This window comes from Streptomyces sp. NPDC058086 (assembly GCF_042885015.1).
Taxonomy (GTDB): Bacteria; Actinomycetota; Actinomycetes; order Streptomycetales; family Streptomycetaceae; genus Streptomyces.
The window spans coordinates 1-15,364 of sequence record NZ_JBHVST010000078.1; the positions used below are offsets into that span (position 1 = coordinate 1).

Annotated in this window: 16 protein-coding genes; 7 read left to right on the plus strand and 9 right to left on the minus strand. The window is 70.2% G+C overall.

Annotated features, from left to right (window positions below):
- Positions 1 to 91 precede the first annotated feature (91 nt).
- The 4 genes from ACFVWD_RS40680 to ACFVWD_RS40695 all read right to left on the minus strand — a co-directional run bounded on the left by ACFVWD_RS40680 (position 92) and on the right by ACFVWD_RS40695 (position 3,747).
- Entirely contained in the window at positions 92 to 1,180 is a 1,089-nt protein-coding gene (locus tag ACFVWD_RS40680) for an amidohydrolase family protein (protein ID WP_389603000.1), read from the minus strand.
- A gap of 88 nt (positions 1,181 to 1,268) precedes the next feature.
- Complete coding sequence (locus ACFVWD_RS40685) at positions 1,269 to 2,072, minus strand: amino acid ABC transporter ATP-binding protein (protein WP_389603001.1); 804 nt, start codon at positions 2,070 to 2,072, stop codon at positions 1,269 to 1,271.
- Positions 2,069 to 2,902, minus strand: coding sequence for an amino acid ABC transporter permease (locus ACFVWD_RS40690; RefSeq protein WP_389603002.1), 834 nt, complete (start codon positions 2,900 to 2,902; stop codon positions 2,069 to 2,071). The genes ACFVWD_RS40685 and ACFVWD_RS40690 overlap by 4 nt, the downstream gene beginning before the upstream one ends.
- The gene (locus ACFVWD_RS40695) at positions 2,899 to 3,747 is read right to left on the minus strand and encodes a transporter substrate-binding domain-containing protein (protein WP_389603003.1); all 849 of its coding nucleotides are present in this window, start codon (positions 3,745 to 3,747) and stop codon (positions 2,899 to 2,901) included. The genes ACFVWD_RS40690 and ACFVWD_RS40695 overlap by 4 nt, the downstream gene beginning before the upstream one ends.
- Before the next feature lie 235 nt (positions 3,748 to 3,982).
- Between ACFVWD_RS40695 and ACFVWD_RS40700 the strand changes: the two genes are divergently transcribed.
- From ACFVWD_RS40700 to thpD, 5 genes are all read left to right on the plus strand, one after another.
- Entirely contained in the window at positions 3,983 to 5,083 is a 1,101-nt protein-coding gene (locus ACFVWD_RS40700) for a pyridoxal-phosphate-dependent aminotransferase family protein (RefSeq protein ID WP_389603039.1), read from the plus strand.
- Positions 5,084 to 5,769: 686 nt separating this feature from the next.
- Positions 5,770 to 6,309, plus strand: a complete 540-nt coding sequence (ectA, locus tag ACFVWD_RS40705) for a diaminobutyrate acetyltransferase (RefSeq protein WP_389603004.1) — start codon at positions 5,770 to 5,772, stop codon at positions 6,307 to 6,309.
- 147 nt (positions 6,310 to 6,456) lie between these two features.
- The gene (gene ectB / locus ACFVWD_RS40710; protein ID WP_389603005.1) at positions 6,457 to 7,728 is read left to right on the plus strand and encodes a diaminobutyrate--2-oxoglutarate transaminase; all 1,272 of its coding nucleotides are present in this window, start codon (positions 6,457 to 6,459) and stop codon (positions 7,726 to 7,728) included.
- Positions 7,729 to 7,797: 69 nt separating this feature from the next.
- Positions 7,798 to 8,202, plus strand: a complete 405-nt coding sequence (locus ACFVWD_RS40715; protein ID WP_054232284.1) for an ectoine synthase — start codon at positions 7,798 to 7,800, stop codon at positions 8,200 to 8,202.
- Positions 8,203 to 8,208: 6 nt separating this feature from the next.
- Entirely contained in the window at positions 8,209 to 9,120 is a 912-nt protein-coding gene (thpD, locus tag ACFVWD_RS40720) for an ectoine hydroxylase (RefSeq protein WP_389603006.1), read from the plus strand.
- Positions 9,121 to 9,166: 46 nt separating this feature from the next.
- On the opposite strand, the gene ACFVWD_RS40725 is transcribed toward thpD, so the two are convergent.
- The 5 genes from ACFVWD_RS40725 to ACFVWD_RS40745 form a co-directional block, all read right to left on the minus strand.
- On the minus strand, positions 9,167 to 10,216 hold the full coding sequence (locus ACFVWD_RS40725; protein ID WP_389603007.1) for an aminotransferase class V-fold PLP-dependent enzyme: 1,050 nt from the start codon (positions 10,214 to 10,216) through the stop codon (positions 9,167 to 9,169).
- Between the two features lie 116 nt (positions 10,217 to 10,332).
- Entirely contained in the window at positions 10,333 to 11,052 is a 720-nt protein-coding gene (locus tag ACFVWD_RS40730; RefSeq protein WP_389603008.1) for a DsbA family oxidoreductase, read from the minus strand.
- Positions 11,053 to 11,129: 77 nt separating this feature from the next.
- Positions 11,130 to 11,636, minus strand: a complete 507-nt coding sequence (locus ACFVWD_RS40735; protein ID WP_389603009.1) for a GNAT family N-acetyltransferase — start codon at positions 11,634 to 11,636, stop codon at positions 11,130 to 11,132.
- Between the two features lie 64 nt (positions 11,637 to 11,700).
- Positions 11,701 to 12,309: a DUF1349 domain-containing protein gene (locus ACFVWD_RS40740; protein ID WP_101405881.1), complete on the minus strand. Its 609-nt coding sequence runs from the start codon at positions 12,307 to 12,309 to the stop codon at positions 11,701 to 11,703.
- Between the two features lie 121 nt (positions 12,310 to 12,430).
- A complete protein-coding gene (locus ACFVWD_RS40745; RefSeq protein ID WP_389603010.1) occupies positions 12,431 to 13,960 on the minus strand; it encodes an aldehyde dehydrogenase (NADP(+)) in 1,530 nt (509 codons plus the stop codon).
- 131 nt (positions 13,961 to 14,091) lie between these two features.
- Between ACFVWD_RS40745 and ACFVWD_RS40750 the strand changes: the two genes are divergently transcribed.
- Both ACFVWD_RS40750 and ACFVWD_RS40755 read left to right on the plus strand, forming a co-directional pair.
- Complete coding sequence (locus ACFVWD_RS40750; RefSeq protein WP_028803360.1) at positions 14,092 to 14,865, plus strand: IclR family transcriptional regulator; 774 nt, start codon at positions 14,092 to 14,094, stop codon at positions 14,863 to 14,865.
- Positions 14,866 to 14,867: 2 nt separating this feature from the next.
- The gene (locus ACFVWD_RS40755; protein ID WP_389603011.1) at positions 14,868 to 15,341 is read left to right on the plus strand and encodes a GNAT family N-acetyltransferase; all 474 of its coding nucleotides are present in this window, start codon (positions 14,868 to 14,870) and stop codon (positions 15,339 to 15,341) included.
- The last annotated feature ends 23 nt before the right edge of the window (positions 15,342 to 15,364 follow it).

Sequence of the window (15,364 nt, forward strand, 5' to 3'; positions counted from 1 at the left end):
GTGAAGGGGGTCCCTCCCTGTTCGAGCGAAGCCGAGAACTTGGGGGCGCGTGCATGGCGTCGCGGGGCAGACGGGAATGTGACGACAGGACCTAGCCCACGACCCGCCCGTTCAGCACCACCCGGCGCGGAGCCGCCAGCACCCGTACGTCCGCGCGCGGATCCCCCTCGTACACCACGAGGTCGGCGGGCGCGCCCTCGTCCAGCCCCGGCCGCCCGAGCCACCGCCGGGCGCCCCAGGCCGTCGCGGACAGCGCCTCGACCGGCGGGATGCCCGCGGTGACGAGTTCGGCGACCTCGCCGGCCACCAGACCGTGGGCCAGCGAACCACCCGCGTCGGTGCCGACGTAGACCGGGACTCCGGCGTCGTAGGCGGCGCGCACGGTGTCGTAGCGGCGTTCGTGCAGTGCCCGCATGTGCGCCGACCAGCGCGGGAACTTCGTCTCTCCCCCGGCGGCGAGCTGCGGGAAGGTGGCGATGTTGACGAGCGTGGGGACGATCGCGACCCCGCGGGAGGCGAAGAGGGGGATCGTCTCCTCGGTCAGACCGGTCGCGTGCTCGACGCAGTCGATGCCCGCCTCGACCAGATCCCTGAGCGAGTCCTCCGCGAAGCAGTGCGCGGTCACCCGTGCGCCGAGGCGGTGCGCCTCGGCGATCGCCGCCGCAGCGGCCTCGCGCGGCCAGCAGGCGCTGAGGTCGCCCGTCTCGCGGTCGATCCAGTCGCCGACCAGTTTCACCCAGCCGTCGCCGCGCCGGGCCTCCTGGGCGACGTACGCCACCAGGTCGTCCGGCTCGATCTCGTGCGCGTAGTTGCGGATGTAGCGGCGGGTGCGGGCGATGTGCCGGCCCGCTCGGATGATCTTCGGTAGGTCGGCGCGGTCGTCGATCCACCGGGTGTCGGAGGGCGAGCCCGCGTCCCGGATGAGGAGGGTGCCGGCCTCGCGGTCGGTGAGCGCCTGCTTCTCGGAGACGTCGTCGGGGACGGGCCCGTGCGCGTCGAGGCCGACATGGCAGTGCGCGTCGACGAGACCGGGGAGGGCCCAGCCCTCGACGGTACGGATGTCACGGGCGCCGGGGCGCTCGTACGAGATCCGGCCGCCGACGACCCACAGCTCGTCCCGCACGTCGTCGGCGCCGACGAGCACCCTGCCTTTCACATGCAGCACCGCTTGATCGCTCATGGGGAGAACCTTAGTTCTGCCGCTGCGGGTGGTTCGTGGCCGGTCGCGCCCACGCGGCGGAGCCGCACAGGGTCACAGCCCCGCGCCCCTACGGGGCGCTGTCCTCCTCCACGTCCGCCATCGCCGGGTCCAGCAGCCGGGACAGGAAGTGGCGGGTGCGCTCGTGGCTCGGGTTGCCGATGACCTGCGCGGGGACGCCGTCCTCGACGATCACGCCGCCGTCCATGAAGACGACCCGGTCGGCGACCTCGCGCGCGAAACTCATCTCGTGGGTGACGACCATCATCGTCATGCCCTCGTGGGCGAGCCTGCGCATGACGGCGAGTACGTCGCCGACGAGCTCCGGGTCGAGCGCCGAGGTCGGCTCGTCGAAGAGCATCACCTCGGGGCCCATGGCGAGCGCGCGGGCGATCGCGACACGCTGCTGCTGGCCGCCGGAGAGGGAGGAGGGGTAGGCGTCGGCCTTCTCGGACAGGCCCACCCGCGCCAGGTTCTCGGCGGCGACCTTGGCCGCCTCCTCCTTGTCCCGCTTCAGCACCCGGCGCTGCGGGAGCGTGAGGTTCTCGGTCACCGACAGGTGCGGGAAGAGGTTGAACTGCTGGAAGACCATGCCGATCCGGCGGCGTACGGCGTCGATGTCGACGTCGGGGTGCGTGACCTCGCTACCGCCGACGAAGACCTGGCCCTTGGTGGGTTCCTCCAGGAGGTTCACGCAGCGGAGCAGGGTGGACTTGCCGGAGCCGGAGGGTCCGATGACGCAGACGACCTCCCCCTGTCCGATCTCCAGGTCGATACCGCGCAGGACGTCGTTGTCGCCGAAGGACTTGTGCAGGTCCCGGACGTCGATCTCCGGAGTGCCGGTGCTGGTGCTGGTGCTGCTGGTGCTGGTCACTTGGTGGCCTCCCCGGCCTTGGCCTCCAGGCGGCGTACGACGAATCCGAGCGGCACGGTGACGAGCAGGTAGCACAGGCCCGCGACCAGGATCGGTGTGGAGTTGGCGGTCTGGCTCGCCAGGTCGCGCCCGAACTTGGTGAGTTCGCGCTCCTCCAGGGTGACCCCGAGGAACAGCACCAGAGAGGAGTCCTTGAAGAGGAGGACGAGCTCGTTGGTGAGCGGCGGGATCACGACGCGGAACGCCTGCGGGATGATGATCGAGACCATGGCCCGGGCGTGCGAGAAGCCCAGCGAACGGGCCGCCTCCATCTGCCCCTTGGGCACCGCCTGGATGCCCGCGCGGATCGTCTCGGCCATGTACGCGGCCGAGACCAGGCCGAGCGCGAGCGCCACCTTGCCGTAGGTGCCGCCGGGGATCTCCGTGCCCGGGAACGCGAGCGGTACGGCGACGCCCACGAAGACGAAGATCAGCAGGGCGGGCAGGCCCCGGAAGATCTCGATGTAGATGCCGGCGACCCAGCGGTAGGGGCCCACCGAGGACAGGCGCATCAGGGCGATGACCAGGCCGAGCACGAGACCGACGACGAAGCCGGACATCGTGTAGAGCACGGTGTTCTTCAGCGCCAGCGTGATGACGTCCGGGAACATCTGCTTGACCAGGTCCCACTGCGCGAACTGGTTCTTCAGACGTCCCCAGTCCGCCGTGACCGCGAACGCGATCACGGCGGCGACGAAGACGACGTACTGCGCGCCGCGCGACAGGGCGCGCTTCTGGCGCCGGGTCAGGCCGGACCTGCGGGGCTGGAGTCGTGCGTCGGCATCGCTCATGAGGCGGACGGGGAGGCGGTGGCCGCGGACGCGGGGTACGGGCCGATCCACTTCTCGTAGAGCTTCTTGTACGTGCCGTCGGCCTTGGCCTGCTTGATCGCCTTGTTGATCTCGGCGAGGAGCTTGGTGTTGCCCTTCTTGACCGTGAAGCCGTACTGCTCACCGGTGTTGAGGTTGTCGACCACCTTGAAGGCGTCGGCGTTCGCCTTGTCCTTCAGCCAGCCCTGGACGACCGGGTAGTCGATGATGACGGCCTGGACCTGGCCGGTGCGCAGGCCGTTGAGGACCGCGTCGGAGGACTCGAAGGAGACCGGGTCGTAGCCGTGCTTGCGCACGTAGTCCTCGCCCGTCGTCTGCGCCTGGGCGCCGAGCTTCTTGCCCTTGGCCTTCACGTCGGCGAGGGAGTCGACGCCGCTCTTCTTGTCGACCAGGACGGCCTGGGTGGCGTCGAAGTACGGGTCGGAGAAGTCGACGTTCTTCTTGCGCTCCGGCGTGATCGTCATGCCTGCCGCGGCGAGGTCGCACTGGCTGGAGTTGAGGAACGCGCCCGTCTTGAAGTTCTCGAAGGGCGTGTCGACGATTTCCTGCTTCACGCCGAGGTTCCCCGCGACCAGGTCGATCAGCGCGACGTCGAAGCCCTGCACCTTGCCGTTGATCTCCGACTGGAACGGCGGGTACGGGAGGTGGGTGCAGGTCGTGACCTGGCCCGCCTTGACCAGGGGAACGCCCTTGGCACTGCTCTGGCCCCCTCCGCCGCCCGAGGAACAGCCGGCCACGAGCAGCAGCCCGGCCGTGGCGGTGGTGGCGGCCAGAATGCGCGTCCGGCGTCCGAGGACCGAGTTCACGGAGACCTCCTGTGAGGGGAATGGAGGATTCCGATTATAAGGAAAGGTTTGACTCACTCAAACCAATCCGATGGCTGCTGCGCCGTTCGGCCTCAGAAGTCATGCCTCGCGGGGCCGTCCGGCCGTACGACCTGAGGGTGTCCGCCCGTACGACCGAGGATCGCCGTGGCGTGACAAGGCCTCCGGATACGCTCGGGGCTGCGCATTGGAACCCGTGAGCGAAGAGAGCACCGTCGTGACCCATCCCTTCCTGGACCTCGCCCCGCTGAGCGCCGCACACTTCGCGGCGATCGAGGACCGCGTGGCGCGGCTGCTCTCCACCGAGCAGGACGTCGTGATCATGCAGGGAGAGGCGCTGTTGCCCCTGGAGGGTGCCATTCGCGCCACGGCCGGGCCCGGCACCACCGCGCTCAACGTGATCACCGGGCCCTACGGGCAGACCTTCGGGGACTGGCTGCGGGACTGCGGGGCGACGGTGATCGATCTCGCGGTGCCGTTCCACACGGCGGTCACGGCCGCGCAGGTGCGTGACGCCTTTGCCGAGCATCCGGCGATCGACTTCGTCTCGCTGGTGCACGCGGAGGCGGCGACGGGCAACACGAACCCCGTCGCGGAGATCGGCGAGGTGGTGCGTGCGCACGGCGCGCTGTTCTACCTGGACGCCGTCGCCTCGATCGGCGCGGAGCCGGTACTGCCGGACGCGTGGGGAGTCGACCTGTGCGTGATCGGGGCGCAGAAGGCGATGGGCGGTCCTGCCGGGGTGTCGGCGGTGTCCGTGAGCGAGCGGGCGTGGGCGCGGATGGCCGCCAATCCCGGGGCGCCGCGTCGGTCCTACCTCTCCCTGCTGGACTGGAAGGAGCGGTGGGTCGACGGCGGGCGCAAGGCGCTGCTGCACGCGCCGGCGCAGCTGGAGATGCTGGCGCTGGAGGCGTGTGTCGAGCGGATCGAGGCGGAGGGGCTCGACGAAGTGATGCGCCGCCACGCCCTGGCGGCGGCGGCCACGCGGGCGGGGGCGGTCGCCCTGGGTGGCGGGCTGGAGCCGTACGTGTACGAGGCGGGGGACGCGGCGCCGGTCGCCACGACGTTGCGGGCGCCGTCCGGGGTCGACGCGGGGGAGTTGGTCGCGAAGGCGTTGGCCGCGGATCCGGTGTTGCCGTTGGTCGCGGGTGGGGGTGCGCTGGCGAAGGAGATGATCCGGGTGAACCACTACGGCCCCGATGCGACGCCGGGGGTCGTGCACTCCTGCCTCGCGGCGTTGGGGGCGGCGATGGCCGAGTCCGACCTCACGGTCGACCTGGAAGCGGCACGCCGCGCGACGACGGAGGCCTGGACCTAGGTCCTGTCGTCAAATTCCCGTCGTCCGCCCGGAGGGCGGGCCCCGCGGGGTCAGGTGCGTGCTCTCGGCGTGCCGGGCGCAGGCCCTCGTACTGGATGTACTTGGGTCTGTGCCCGGTGCGGCGAGAGTGCGTGCATGGCGTCGCGGGGCAGACGGGAATTTGACGACAGGGCCTAGCCCTGAACCTGGGGCTCCGCCCCGGACCCCGGGTGTGTTCTTCGGCTGCGGGTGGGGGGGCTGGTCGCGCAGTCCCCCGCGCCCCTGAAGACTCCCAGCCCGTCCGGCGTTCGAGGACGAGGCCGAACGGAACTGGTTCCATCGTGCGCGAGCGAATCGACGGACTTGTCGGTGCTTAATCGTGCATCAATTGACGAGACGCTCACCATGCTTATTCTTGCATTAACTCGAAGATTAGCTTCCCGTATTCTTCTGCCCGCTTTCCCGGTCTCTAAACGCAAAGATTTCGCGAACATCAACCGACGCAATTCGGGCACGTTTCGTGGTCATTATGTGTCTGTGACGCACTCCACAATGCGTCCACTTCCTCCCCTATTTTCCGGGCAAACTGTCCCTTTACACCACCTGTAGCACCGGGCCTTCACGGGCGCGTGATAACACAACGGCGCGTCGTACGTAACCCCGGCCGACGATGCAATTTAAGATTTCCCTGGGTAAATTCAATCCGCATGACCGCCGCACAAGCAGACCTGCAAGCGGAATTCCTGGAAATGCCGGAGGGCCTTCGGATCGACCGTCCGAAGGTGGCGGACGGAGCCGCGCTCTGGCATATCGCCAAGGCCTCCGGAACCCTCGACCTGAACTCCTCGTACAGCTATCTGCTGTGGTGCCGTGACTTCGCCGGTACGTCGGCGGTGGCGCGCGACGCGGACGGCGTGCCCGTCGGCTTCGTCACCGGGTACGTCCGGCCCGAGTGTCCGGGCACCCTGCTCGTGTGGCAGGTGGCCGTCGACGCCGCCCACCGCGGACGCGGACTGGCCGCGGCCCTGCTCGACGGGCTGACCGCGCGGGTCACGGAGCAGCGGACGATCACCGCCGTCGAGACCACGATCACGCCCGGCAACACCGCCTCCGAGCGCCTGTTCACCTCGTACGCGCGCCGCCACCGCGCGAGCGTCGAGCGCGAAGTGCTGTTCGAGACAGGGCAGTTCCCGGACGGACCGCACGACCCCGAAGTGCTCTACCGGATCGGTCCGCTCCCCAGCTGACCCCGGGCCGTCGGCTCCCAGCCGGCCCTGGACCGACCCCTCGGCCGACCCGGACATCCCCCTGTCTTCCCCTGTCTTCCCCCTGTCTCCCCCTGCCTTCCTCCTGACTTTCCCCTCCCTCCCCCACGCACCGAGGAGCGATTCGCCGTGACCATCATCCAGCCCGACCTGAGCGTCTTCGAGACCCTGGAGTCGGAGGTGCGCAGCTACTGCCGCAGCTGGCCCACCGTCTTCGACCGGGCCCGGGGCAGCCGGATGTTCGACGAGGACGGACACGAGTACCTCGACTTCTTCGCCGGTGCGGGGTCCCTGAACTACGGGCACAACAACCCCGTACTCAAACGGGCCCTCATCGACTACCTGGAGCGCGACGGCGTCACCCACGGCCTCGACATGTCGACGACCGCCAAGCGCGCCTTCCTTGAGGCCTTCCAGAACCTCGTCCTACGGCCGCGCGACCTGCCGTACAAGGTCATGTTCCCGGGGCCGACGGGCACCAACGCCGTCGAGTCCGCGCTGAAGCTGGCGCGGAAGGTGAAGGGGCGCGAGGCGATCGTGTCCTTCACCAACGCCTTCCACGGGATGTCGCTGGGCTCGCTCGCCGTGACCGGGAACGCCTTCAAGCGGGCCGGTGCCGGGATTCCGCTCGTGCACGGGACCCCGATGCCGTTCGACCACTACTTCGACGGCCAGGTGCCGGACTTCCTCTGGTTCGAGCGGCTGCTGGAGGACCAGGGGTCGGGGCTCAACCAGCCCGCCGCGGTCATTGTCGAGACCGTGCAGGGCGAGGGCGGCATCAACGTCGCCCGGCCCGAGTGGCTGCGCGCCCTCGCCGACCTGTGCCGGCGGCGCGACATGCTGCTCATCGTCGACGACATCCAGATGGGCTGCGGGCGGACGGGAGCGTTCTTCTCCTTCGAGGAGGCGGGGATCGTGCCCGACATCGTGACCGTGTCCAAGTCCATCAGCGGGTACGGACTGCCCATGTCGCTGTGCCTGTTCAAGCCCGAGCTGGACATCTGGGAGCCGGGCGAGCACAACGGCACGTTCCGCGGCAACAACCCCGCGTTCGTCACCGCCACCGCGGCCCTGGAGACGTACTGGTCCGACGGGTCCGCCATGGAGAAGCAGACCCGTGCCCGCGGCGAGCAGATCGAGCAGGCGCTGATCTCCCTCACCGAGGAGAACCTCGCCGACGTGAAGGAGTACCGGGGGCGCGGCCTCGTCTGGGGCCTTGAGTTCCACGAGAAGGAGCGTGCGGGGCGCGTCGCGCAGCGCGCCTTCGAACTCGGGCTGCTCATCGAGACCTCCGGCCCGGAGAGCGAGGTCGTGAAACTCCTCCCCGCGCTCACCATCACCCCCGACGAGCTCGACGAGGGCCTGCGCACCCTCGCCCGAGCCGTACACGAAACCGTCTGACAGACGTCCGGCAGACGTCCGCCAGATCCGACAGATCCGACAGATCTGACAGAAAGGCACGGCACCACCGTGATAGTCCGTTCGTTCAAGGACATCGAAGGCACCGACCGGCATGTGAAGGCCGCGACGGGTACCTGGGAGAGCAAGCGCATCGTTCTCGCCAAGGAGAAGGTGGGCTTCTCCCTCCACGAGACGGTCCTGTACGCGGGTACGGAGACGTCGATGTGGTACGCGAACCACATCGAGGCCGTGCTCTGCGTGGCGGGCGAGGCCGAGCTGACCAACGACGAGACCGGTGAGACGCACTGGATCACGCCGGGCACGATGTACCTGCTCGACGGCCACGAGCGCCACACCATGCGCCCCAAGACCGACTTCCGGTGCGTCTGCGTCTTCAATCCGCCCGTCACCGGACGGGAGGACCACGACGAGAACGGCGTCTATCCGCTGCTCACCGAACCCGAGGAGGTCTGAAGCCCCATGACCACGACCACCACGACCACCGCGACCACCTTCACCGATCTCTACCCCAGCCGCGGCGCCGCCGAGGTGTCCGTGCCCCGTCAGGACCCGGTTGTCTGGGGCGCGCCCGGCACTCCCGGGCCGGTCTCCGTGACCGACCTCCAGGCCTACGAGCGTGACGGCTTCCTCGCGATCGAGGAACTGATCGGCGAGGACGACGTCGCCCTCTACCGGGCCGAGTTGGAGCGACTGGTCACCGATCCGGCGATCCGCGCCGACGAGCGCTCGATCATCGAGCCCGCCACGCAGGAGATCCGGTCCGTCTTCGAGGTGCACCGGATCAGCGAGGTCTTCGCCGCGCTCGTACGCGACGAGCGGGTCGTCGGGCGGGCCCGGCAGATCCTCGGCTCGGACGTCTACGTCCACCAGTCGCGGATCAACGTCAAGCCGGGCTTCGGGGCCAGCGGGTTCTACTGGCACTCGGACTTCGAGACCTGGCACGCCGAGGACGGGCTGGCGAACATGCGGACCGTGTCCGTGTCGATCGCGCTGACCGAGAACCACGACACCAACGGCGGCCTCATGATCATGCCGGGGTCGCACAAGACGTTCCTCGGCTGTGCGGGGGCCACCCCGCACGACAACTACAAGAAGTCGCTCCAGATGCAGGACGCGGGCACCCCGTCCGACGAGGCGCTCACCCGCTTCGCCGACCGGCACGGCATCAAGCTCTTCACGGGCCGGGCCGGTTCGGCGACCTGGTTCGACTGCAACTGCATGCACGGCTCCGGGGACAACATCACCCCGTTCCCGCGCAGCAACGTCTTCATCGTGTTCAACAGCGTGGAGAACGCGGCGGTGGAGCCGTTCGCGGCGCCGGTCCGCAGGCCCGAGTTCATCGGTGCCCGTGACTTCACACCCGTGAAGTAGCCGCGGGCATGGCGTAGCCGCGAGCGTGAAGGAGCCCCCGCCGGGGTCAGCCGGACAGGACGTCCAGCAGTCGGTCGACGTCGGCGGGGGTGTTGTACAGGTGGAAGGCCGCGCGCAGGTTGCCCGCCCGGTCGGAGACCTCGACCCCGGCCTCGCTCAGCTCCGGCTGGCTCCGGCCGAGTCCGGGCACGGACACGATCGGCGAGGCGGGGGCGGAGACCGGTGTGTGGCCGAGCCCCTGGAGCCCGGCGCGGAATCGGTCGGCGAGGGCGAGGTCATGGGCGCGTACGTTCGCCACGCCCAGCTCCTCGACGAGCTCCAGCGAGTGCCGGGCGCCCGCGTACGAGAAGAGGCTGGGACTCTCGTCGAACCGCCGGGCCGAGTGGGCGAGTTCCTCCACCGGGCCGTAGCAGCTGTCCCAGGGCGCCTCACCCGCGACCCAGCCGGCGAACACCGGAATGAGCCCGCCGAAGTCCTCCGGAACGACCAGGAAGGCCACGCCCCGAGGGCAGACGAGCCACTTGAAGGCGACCGAGGAGACGAAGTCGTACGCGTCGGCCTCCATCGGCAGCCAGCCGGCGGCCTGGGACACGTCCACGTACGTACGCGCTCCGTGCTCGCGCGCGGCCCGGGCGATGCCCGCCAGATCGGCGATCCGCCCGTCCGCGGACTGCGCGGCGCTGACCGCGACGAGCGCGGTGCCCGGACGCACGGACTCGGCGATCCGCTCCAGCGGTACGGCGCGCAGCTTGAGGTCGCCACGGACGTGGAAAGGGTTCACGACGGAGCTGAAGTCGTCCTCCGCGGTGAGGACTTCGGCGCCCGGCGGCAGCGAGGCGGCGATCAGCCCGCTGTAGACGGCGACCGAGGCCCCGGCCGCCACCCGGCCCGCGGGGACCCCGGCCAGCCGGGCGAAGGCGGCGCGGGCGGCCTCCACGTCGTCGAACATGTCGGACGGCCGTCCTTCGGCGACGGACTCGACGGCGGCGCGCATGGCCTCGACCGTGCGCGCCGGCAGGAGTCCGCAGCTCGCGGTGTTCAGGTAGGTGTTCTTCGGGGCGAACTCGGCTCGTACGAGGCTCTCGAAGGTCTCCATGGGACCACTGTGCGGCCCCGAGCACCTCTCGTCCATTACGGAGTTTTGCGTGGTTCCGGTAAGGACTGCTTATACGTCCGCCCCGACCTGCGCTTTCACCGCCGTGCCGGACGGGCTTACGGCTGCGGTACGGCACATCCGTCCGGGCCACAGGCCTCCGCGTCGGCGGAACCGTCCTGGATCAGCTTCAGCGGCGGGCGCTCGCCCCACGCCTGGGTCAGGGCCTGTGCGAAGACCTCGGCGGGCTGGGCGCCGGAGACGCCGTACTTGCGGTCCAGGACGAAGAACGGCACGCCGTTCGCGCCGAGCTCGGCGGCCTCGCGCTCGTCGGCGCGCACCTCGTCGGCGTACGCCTTCGGGTCGGCCAGCACCTCGCGGGACGCGTCGGCGTCGAGCCCGGCGGCGACGGCCAGCTCGACGAGCCGCTCGTCGTCGTTGAAGACGGTCCGCTCCTCGGCGAAGTTCGCCTTGTACAGCAGGCCGATCAGCTCGTCCTGGCGGCCCCGCTCCTTGGCGAAGTGGAGGAGACGGTGCATGTCGAAGGTGTTGCCGTGGTCGCGGTCCCGGGTGCGGTAGTCCAGGCCCTCGGCGGCGGCCTGCGTGCCCAGGTTCTCCTCGCCGGCCCGCGCCTGCGCCTCGCTCATGCCGTACTTCTTGGTCAGCATCTTGATCACGGGCTGGATGTCGTCCTTGGCGCGACCGGGGTCCAGCTCGAAGGAGCGGTGCACGACCTCGACCTCGTCACGGTGCGGGAAGGCGTCGAGCGCCTTCTCGAAACGGGCCTTTCCGACGTAACACCAGGGACAAGCGATATCCGACCAGATCTCGACGCGCATGTCTTCGGCTCTCTCCAGGTCGTACGAATACGGGCCCCTCCGGGGGCAGGAGTATGTGAACGTTCAAGCGGCCGATTTCATTCCCCGGTGACGGCGTAGCGCAGGAAGAGGTGGTGATCGCCTTCGGCGGGCGGGTTCTCCGGGTCCGGGACCCAGCCCTGGCGGGCGTAGAAGGCCTGGGCGCGGGCGCTGTCGACGTGCACGTCGAGGGTGGCCGTGTGCTTGCCGTCGGCCCGCCACTGTTCGAGGCAGGCCGTGTGCAGTGCGGTGCCGATGCCTTCGCGCCAGTGGTCGGGGGCCACGTGGAACTGGAAGAGCGTCACGGTGTCGGCGGGGGCGCCCTCCGCGGTACGGAAGGAGGCGATGCCCACGAGGTGTCCGTCGCGCACCGCGCACAGGACGTGGCCGTCGGGGCGCTCGATGGCACCGCGCCAGCGTGCGAGCCAGTCGAAGCCGTCTTCCGGCAGGCCGTCCGGGTAGTAGGTCGCACGGGCGCGGACGTGGAGGTCGGCGATGGTGGCGGCCTCGCTGGGCAGCGCGGTTCTGATGACGAGGGGGGCTGCGGTGTGGGGTGTGCTGATCATGCAGCCGAAGACGTGGTGGAGGGGGGCCACGGTTCCCGCTGCGCGGCCGACCCCCCACCCGCGGTCAGCTGCCGTCTCTCAGGTCCTGGGGCCAGTTCGGGCGGAACTCGATGCCGTCGTACGTCACCACGCACCCCTCCCCCATCGGCGACTGCGTCATGAAACCGACGAGCGCGGCGGACGTCTCCTTCTCGTCGCCCAGGGTGAAGAGCCGGATGAAGGTCCAGCGCTTGCCGTCACGGGAGGCGTGGAAGGCGAAGGCCCGCCCCGTGCGGCTGATCCGCAGCCAGACGGAACTGCCGTCCACGGTGAAGGAGTTGGCGTCGTCGGAGTGCCCCCGGGTGACCACCGTGCAGACGGTGGGTACGTCAGGGGAGTTCTCCAGGCAGAGCTTCGCCCAGGCCCGCTCCCCCACATGGACGTAGAGGACCCCCGCGTCGAAGGCCGCGCCGAAGCCGACCGTGACGCGGGCGATCAGCTGGAAGTCCCCCTCCGGCGCCCCGAGGAGGCGGGGCGCGTCGGAGGCGGGGTCCAGTGCCTCGTCGGTGGGCGGCACGAAACGGTCCTGGCGGGGGCCGGCCCAGCCGGTGAGTATCCCGTCCTCGTGCGACCAGTGCCCATCAGGCCCATAGGTACGGAGAGGGAAGGGAAGTTCGGGAAGTTCGACGTCCATTCACCAATCCTCTCAGGCCAAGTACCGTGCCCCCGAAGGGGCGCGAGGAACTGCGCGACCAGCCACAACGGCCCCGCAGCCCGCGAACAACCACAACCCCAACGGCGCCACCCGCGGAGCGCTACCGCTCCAGTTGACCGTCGTACCGTCGCGGCAACCCCAGCGGGTTGTCGTCCCGCAGCTCCACCGGCAGCAGCGCCTCCGGCGCGTTCTGGTACGCCACCGGCCGCAGCCAGCGTTCGATCGCCGTACCGCCGACCGACGTCGAGGTCGAGGTCGTCGCCGGGTAGGGACCGCCGTGGTGCTGGGCGGGGGCCACGGCGACACCGGTGGGCCAGCCGTTGACCAGCACGCGCCCGGCGAGCGGGGTCAGCTCGGCGAGGATCTCCGCGCCGCGGCCTTCGCCCGCCGCCTCCTCCGTAGACAGCTGCACGGTCGCGGTGAGGTTGCCGGGAAGGCGGGAGAGGACCGCGCTGGCCTCGGACTCGTCCTCGTAACGGGCGACGACCGTGAGCGGGCCGAAGCACTCCTCCAGGAGCAGGTCGTGCTCGCCCTCGGTGGCGAGCTTCCGCGCGGGCACGGTCAGGAAGCCGGGGCTCACCGTGTGCTCGCCGCCCGAGCCCGGGGTCACCGGGCTCTCGACGCCGGGAAGCTCGGCGCGCTCGGCGACACCCGCGATGAAGTTGTCGCGCATGCGGTGGTCCAGGAGGACGCCCGCGTCGGTGTCGCTGACGGCGTCGGTCAGGGACTTCAGCAGGCGGTCGCCCGCCGCGCCCGCGGGGGCCAGGACCAGGCCCGGCTTCACGCAGAACTGGCCGACGCCCAGCGTCATCGAGCCCGCGAGCCCGGCGCCGATCGCCTCGCCGCGCTCGGCCGCCGCGGCCTCGGTGATCACGACGGGGTTGAGGGAGCCCAGCTCGCCGTGGAAGGGGATCGGCGCGGGGCGCGCGGCCGCCGCGTCGAAGAGGGCACGGCCGCCACGGACGGAACCGGTGAACCCGGCCGCCGCGACCAGCGGGTGCTTGACGAGTTCGACGCCCGCCTCGAAGCCGTGCACGAGGCCGACGACACCGCCCGGGATGTCGTGCCGGGCGGCGGCCCGGCGCAGCACGGCCGCGACCAGCTCGGAGAGCGCCGGGTGGTCGGGGTGGGCCTTGACCACGACCGGACAGCCGGCCGCCAGCGCGCTCGCGGTGTCGCCGCCGGCGACGGAGAAGGCGAAGGGGAAGTTCGAGGCGGAGTAGACGGCGACGACGCCCAGCGGCACCTTGTAGCGGCGCAGGTCCGGGATCGGCGGGGTCGCCGTGTCGTCGGGGTGGTTGATGACGACGTCGAGGAACGCGCCCTCGTCGACGATGCCGCCGAAGGCCCGCAGCTGGTAGCAGGTGCGGGCGAGTTCGCCGGTGAGCCGGACCGGGCCGAGCGCGGTCTCGGCGTCGGCGGCCTCGACGAGCTGTTCCTTGGCCACTTCGAGCAGGTCCGCGGCGGTCCTCAGGAAGGCCGCGCGCACCGTGCGGTCGGCGAGGGCTCCCCGGGCGGCGTGCGCGGCGCGGACGGCCTCGTCGACCTCCTGGGCCGTGGCCTCCACCGCAACCTGCTCGCGCTGCTTCCCGGTACGGGGGTCGACACTCCAGACTGGTGCTGCTGCCACCGCGGGTCCCTCCAGATGTAATGCCGCAGTTCTTGTCTCACCCACCAGCGGTGTTCGATATACTGAACGCTGTCTCTGATGGTGAATATGATGCGGAGACTATTTCCCGTCGAACGAGGGGGTCAAGGGCGATGTCGGCAGGCGAGACAGGCGGCGGAGCGCAGGTCAAGTCCGCGGTACGGACCGTGGAATTGCTCGAGTACTTCGCGGGCCGGCCCGGTATGCACTCCCTGGCCGCGGTCCAGGAGGCCGTCGGTTATCCGAAATCCAGCCTCTACATGCTGCTGCGCACCCTCGTGGAACTCGGCTGGGTCGAGACGGACGCGACGGGCACGCGGTACGGCATCGGCGTACGGGCGCTGCTGGTCGGCACCTCGTACATCGACGGCGACGAGGTGGTCGCCGCGGCCCGCCCCACCCTGGACCGGCTCTCCGACGACACCACGGAGACCATCCACCTGGCGCGCCTGGACGGCACGAACGTCGTGTACCTGGCCACCCGCCAGTCGCAGCACTACCTGCGCCCCTTCACCCGGGTGGGCCGCCGGCTCCCCGCGCACTCGACCTCGCTCGGCAAGGCGCTGCTCGCCACCCACACCGACGAGCAGGTCCGCAAGATGCTGCCCGAGACGCTCCCCGCCCTGACCGAGCACACGATCACCGACCGGGAGAAGCTCATCGAGGAGCTGCACCAGGTCCGGGAGCAGGGCTTCGCCGTGGACCGTGAGGAGAACACGCTGGGGCTGCGCTGCTTCGGCGTCGCGATCCCCTACCGCACCCCCGCCCGGGACGCGATCAGCTGCTCGGTCCCGGTGGCCCGGCTCACCCCCGCCCACGAACAGATGGTCAAGGACGCCCTGTTCGACGCCCGCGACCGCCTGACCCTCGCCACCCGGAGGCTCTGACGATGGAGGTCTCGCTCCGCCCGGTCCACGACAGTGATCTGCCGGTCTTCTACCGGCAGATGAACGACCCCGAGTCCCTGCGGATGGCCGCGTTCACCCCCCAGGACCCGGCCGACCGTGACGCCTTCGACGCCCACTGGAAGCGCATCCGCGCCTCGTCCGACGTGGTGCCGCGCACGATCCTCGCGGACGGCGACGTCGTGGGCAGCGCCGCGGTGTACGGGGAGCCCGGTGAGCGCGAGGTCACCTACTGGATCGACCGTGCGTACTGGGGCCGGGGCATCGCGACGGCCGCGCTGCGGGACCTGCTGGCCGAGGTGCCCGAACGCCCGCTGCACGCGCGGGCGGCGGCCGACAACGCGGCGTCGCGGCGGGTTCTGGAGAAGTGCGGGTTCCGGTTCACCGCGAACGCCCGGGGGTACGCGCACGCCCGCGGCGAGGACACGGACGAGGTCGTGCTCACCCTGGAGGGCTGAGCGGGACTTCATGTGAACCGGAC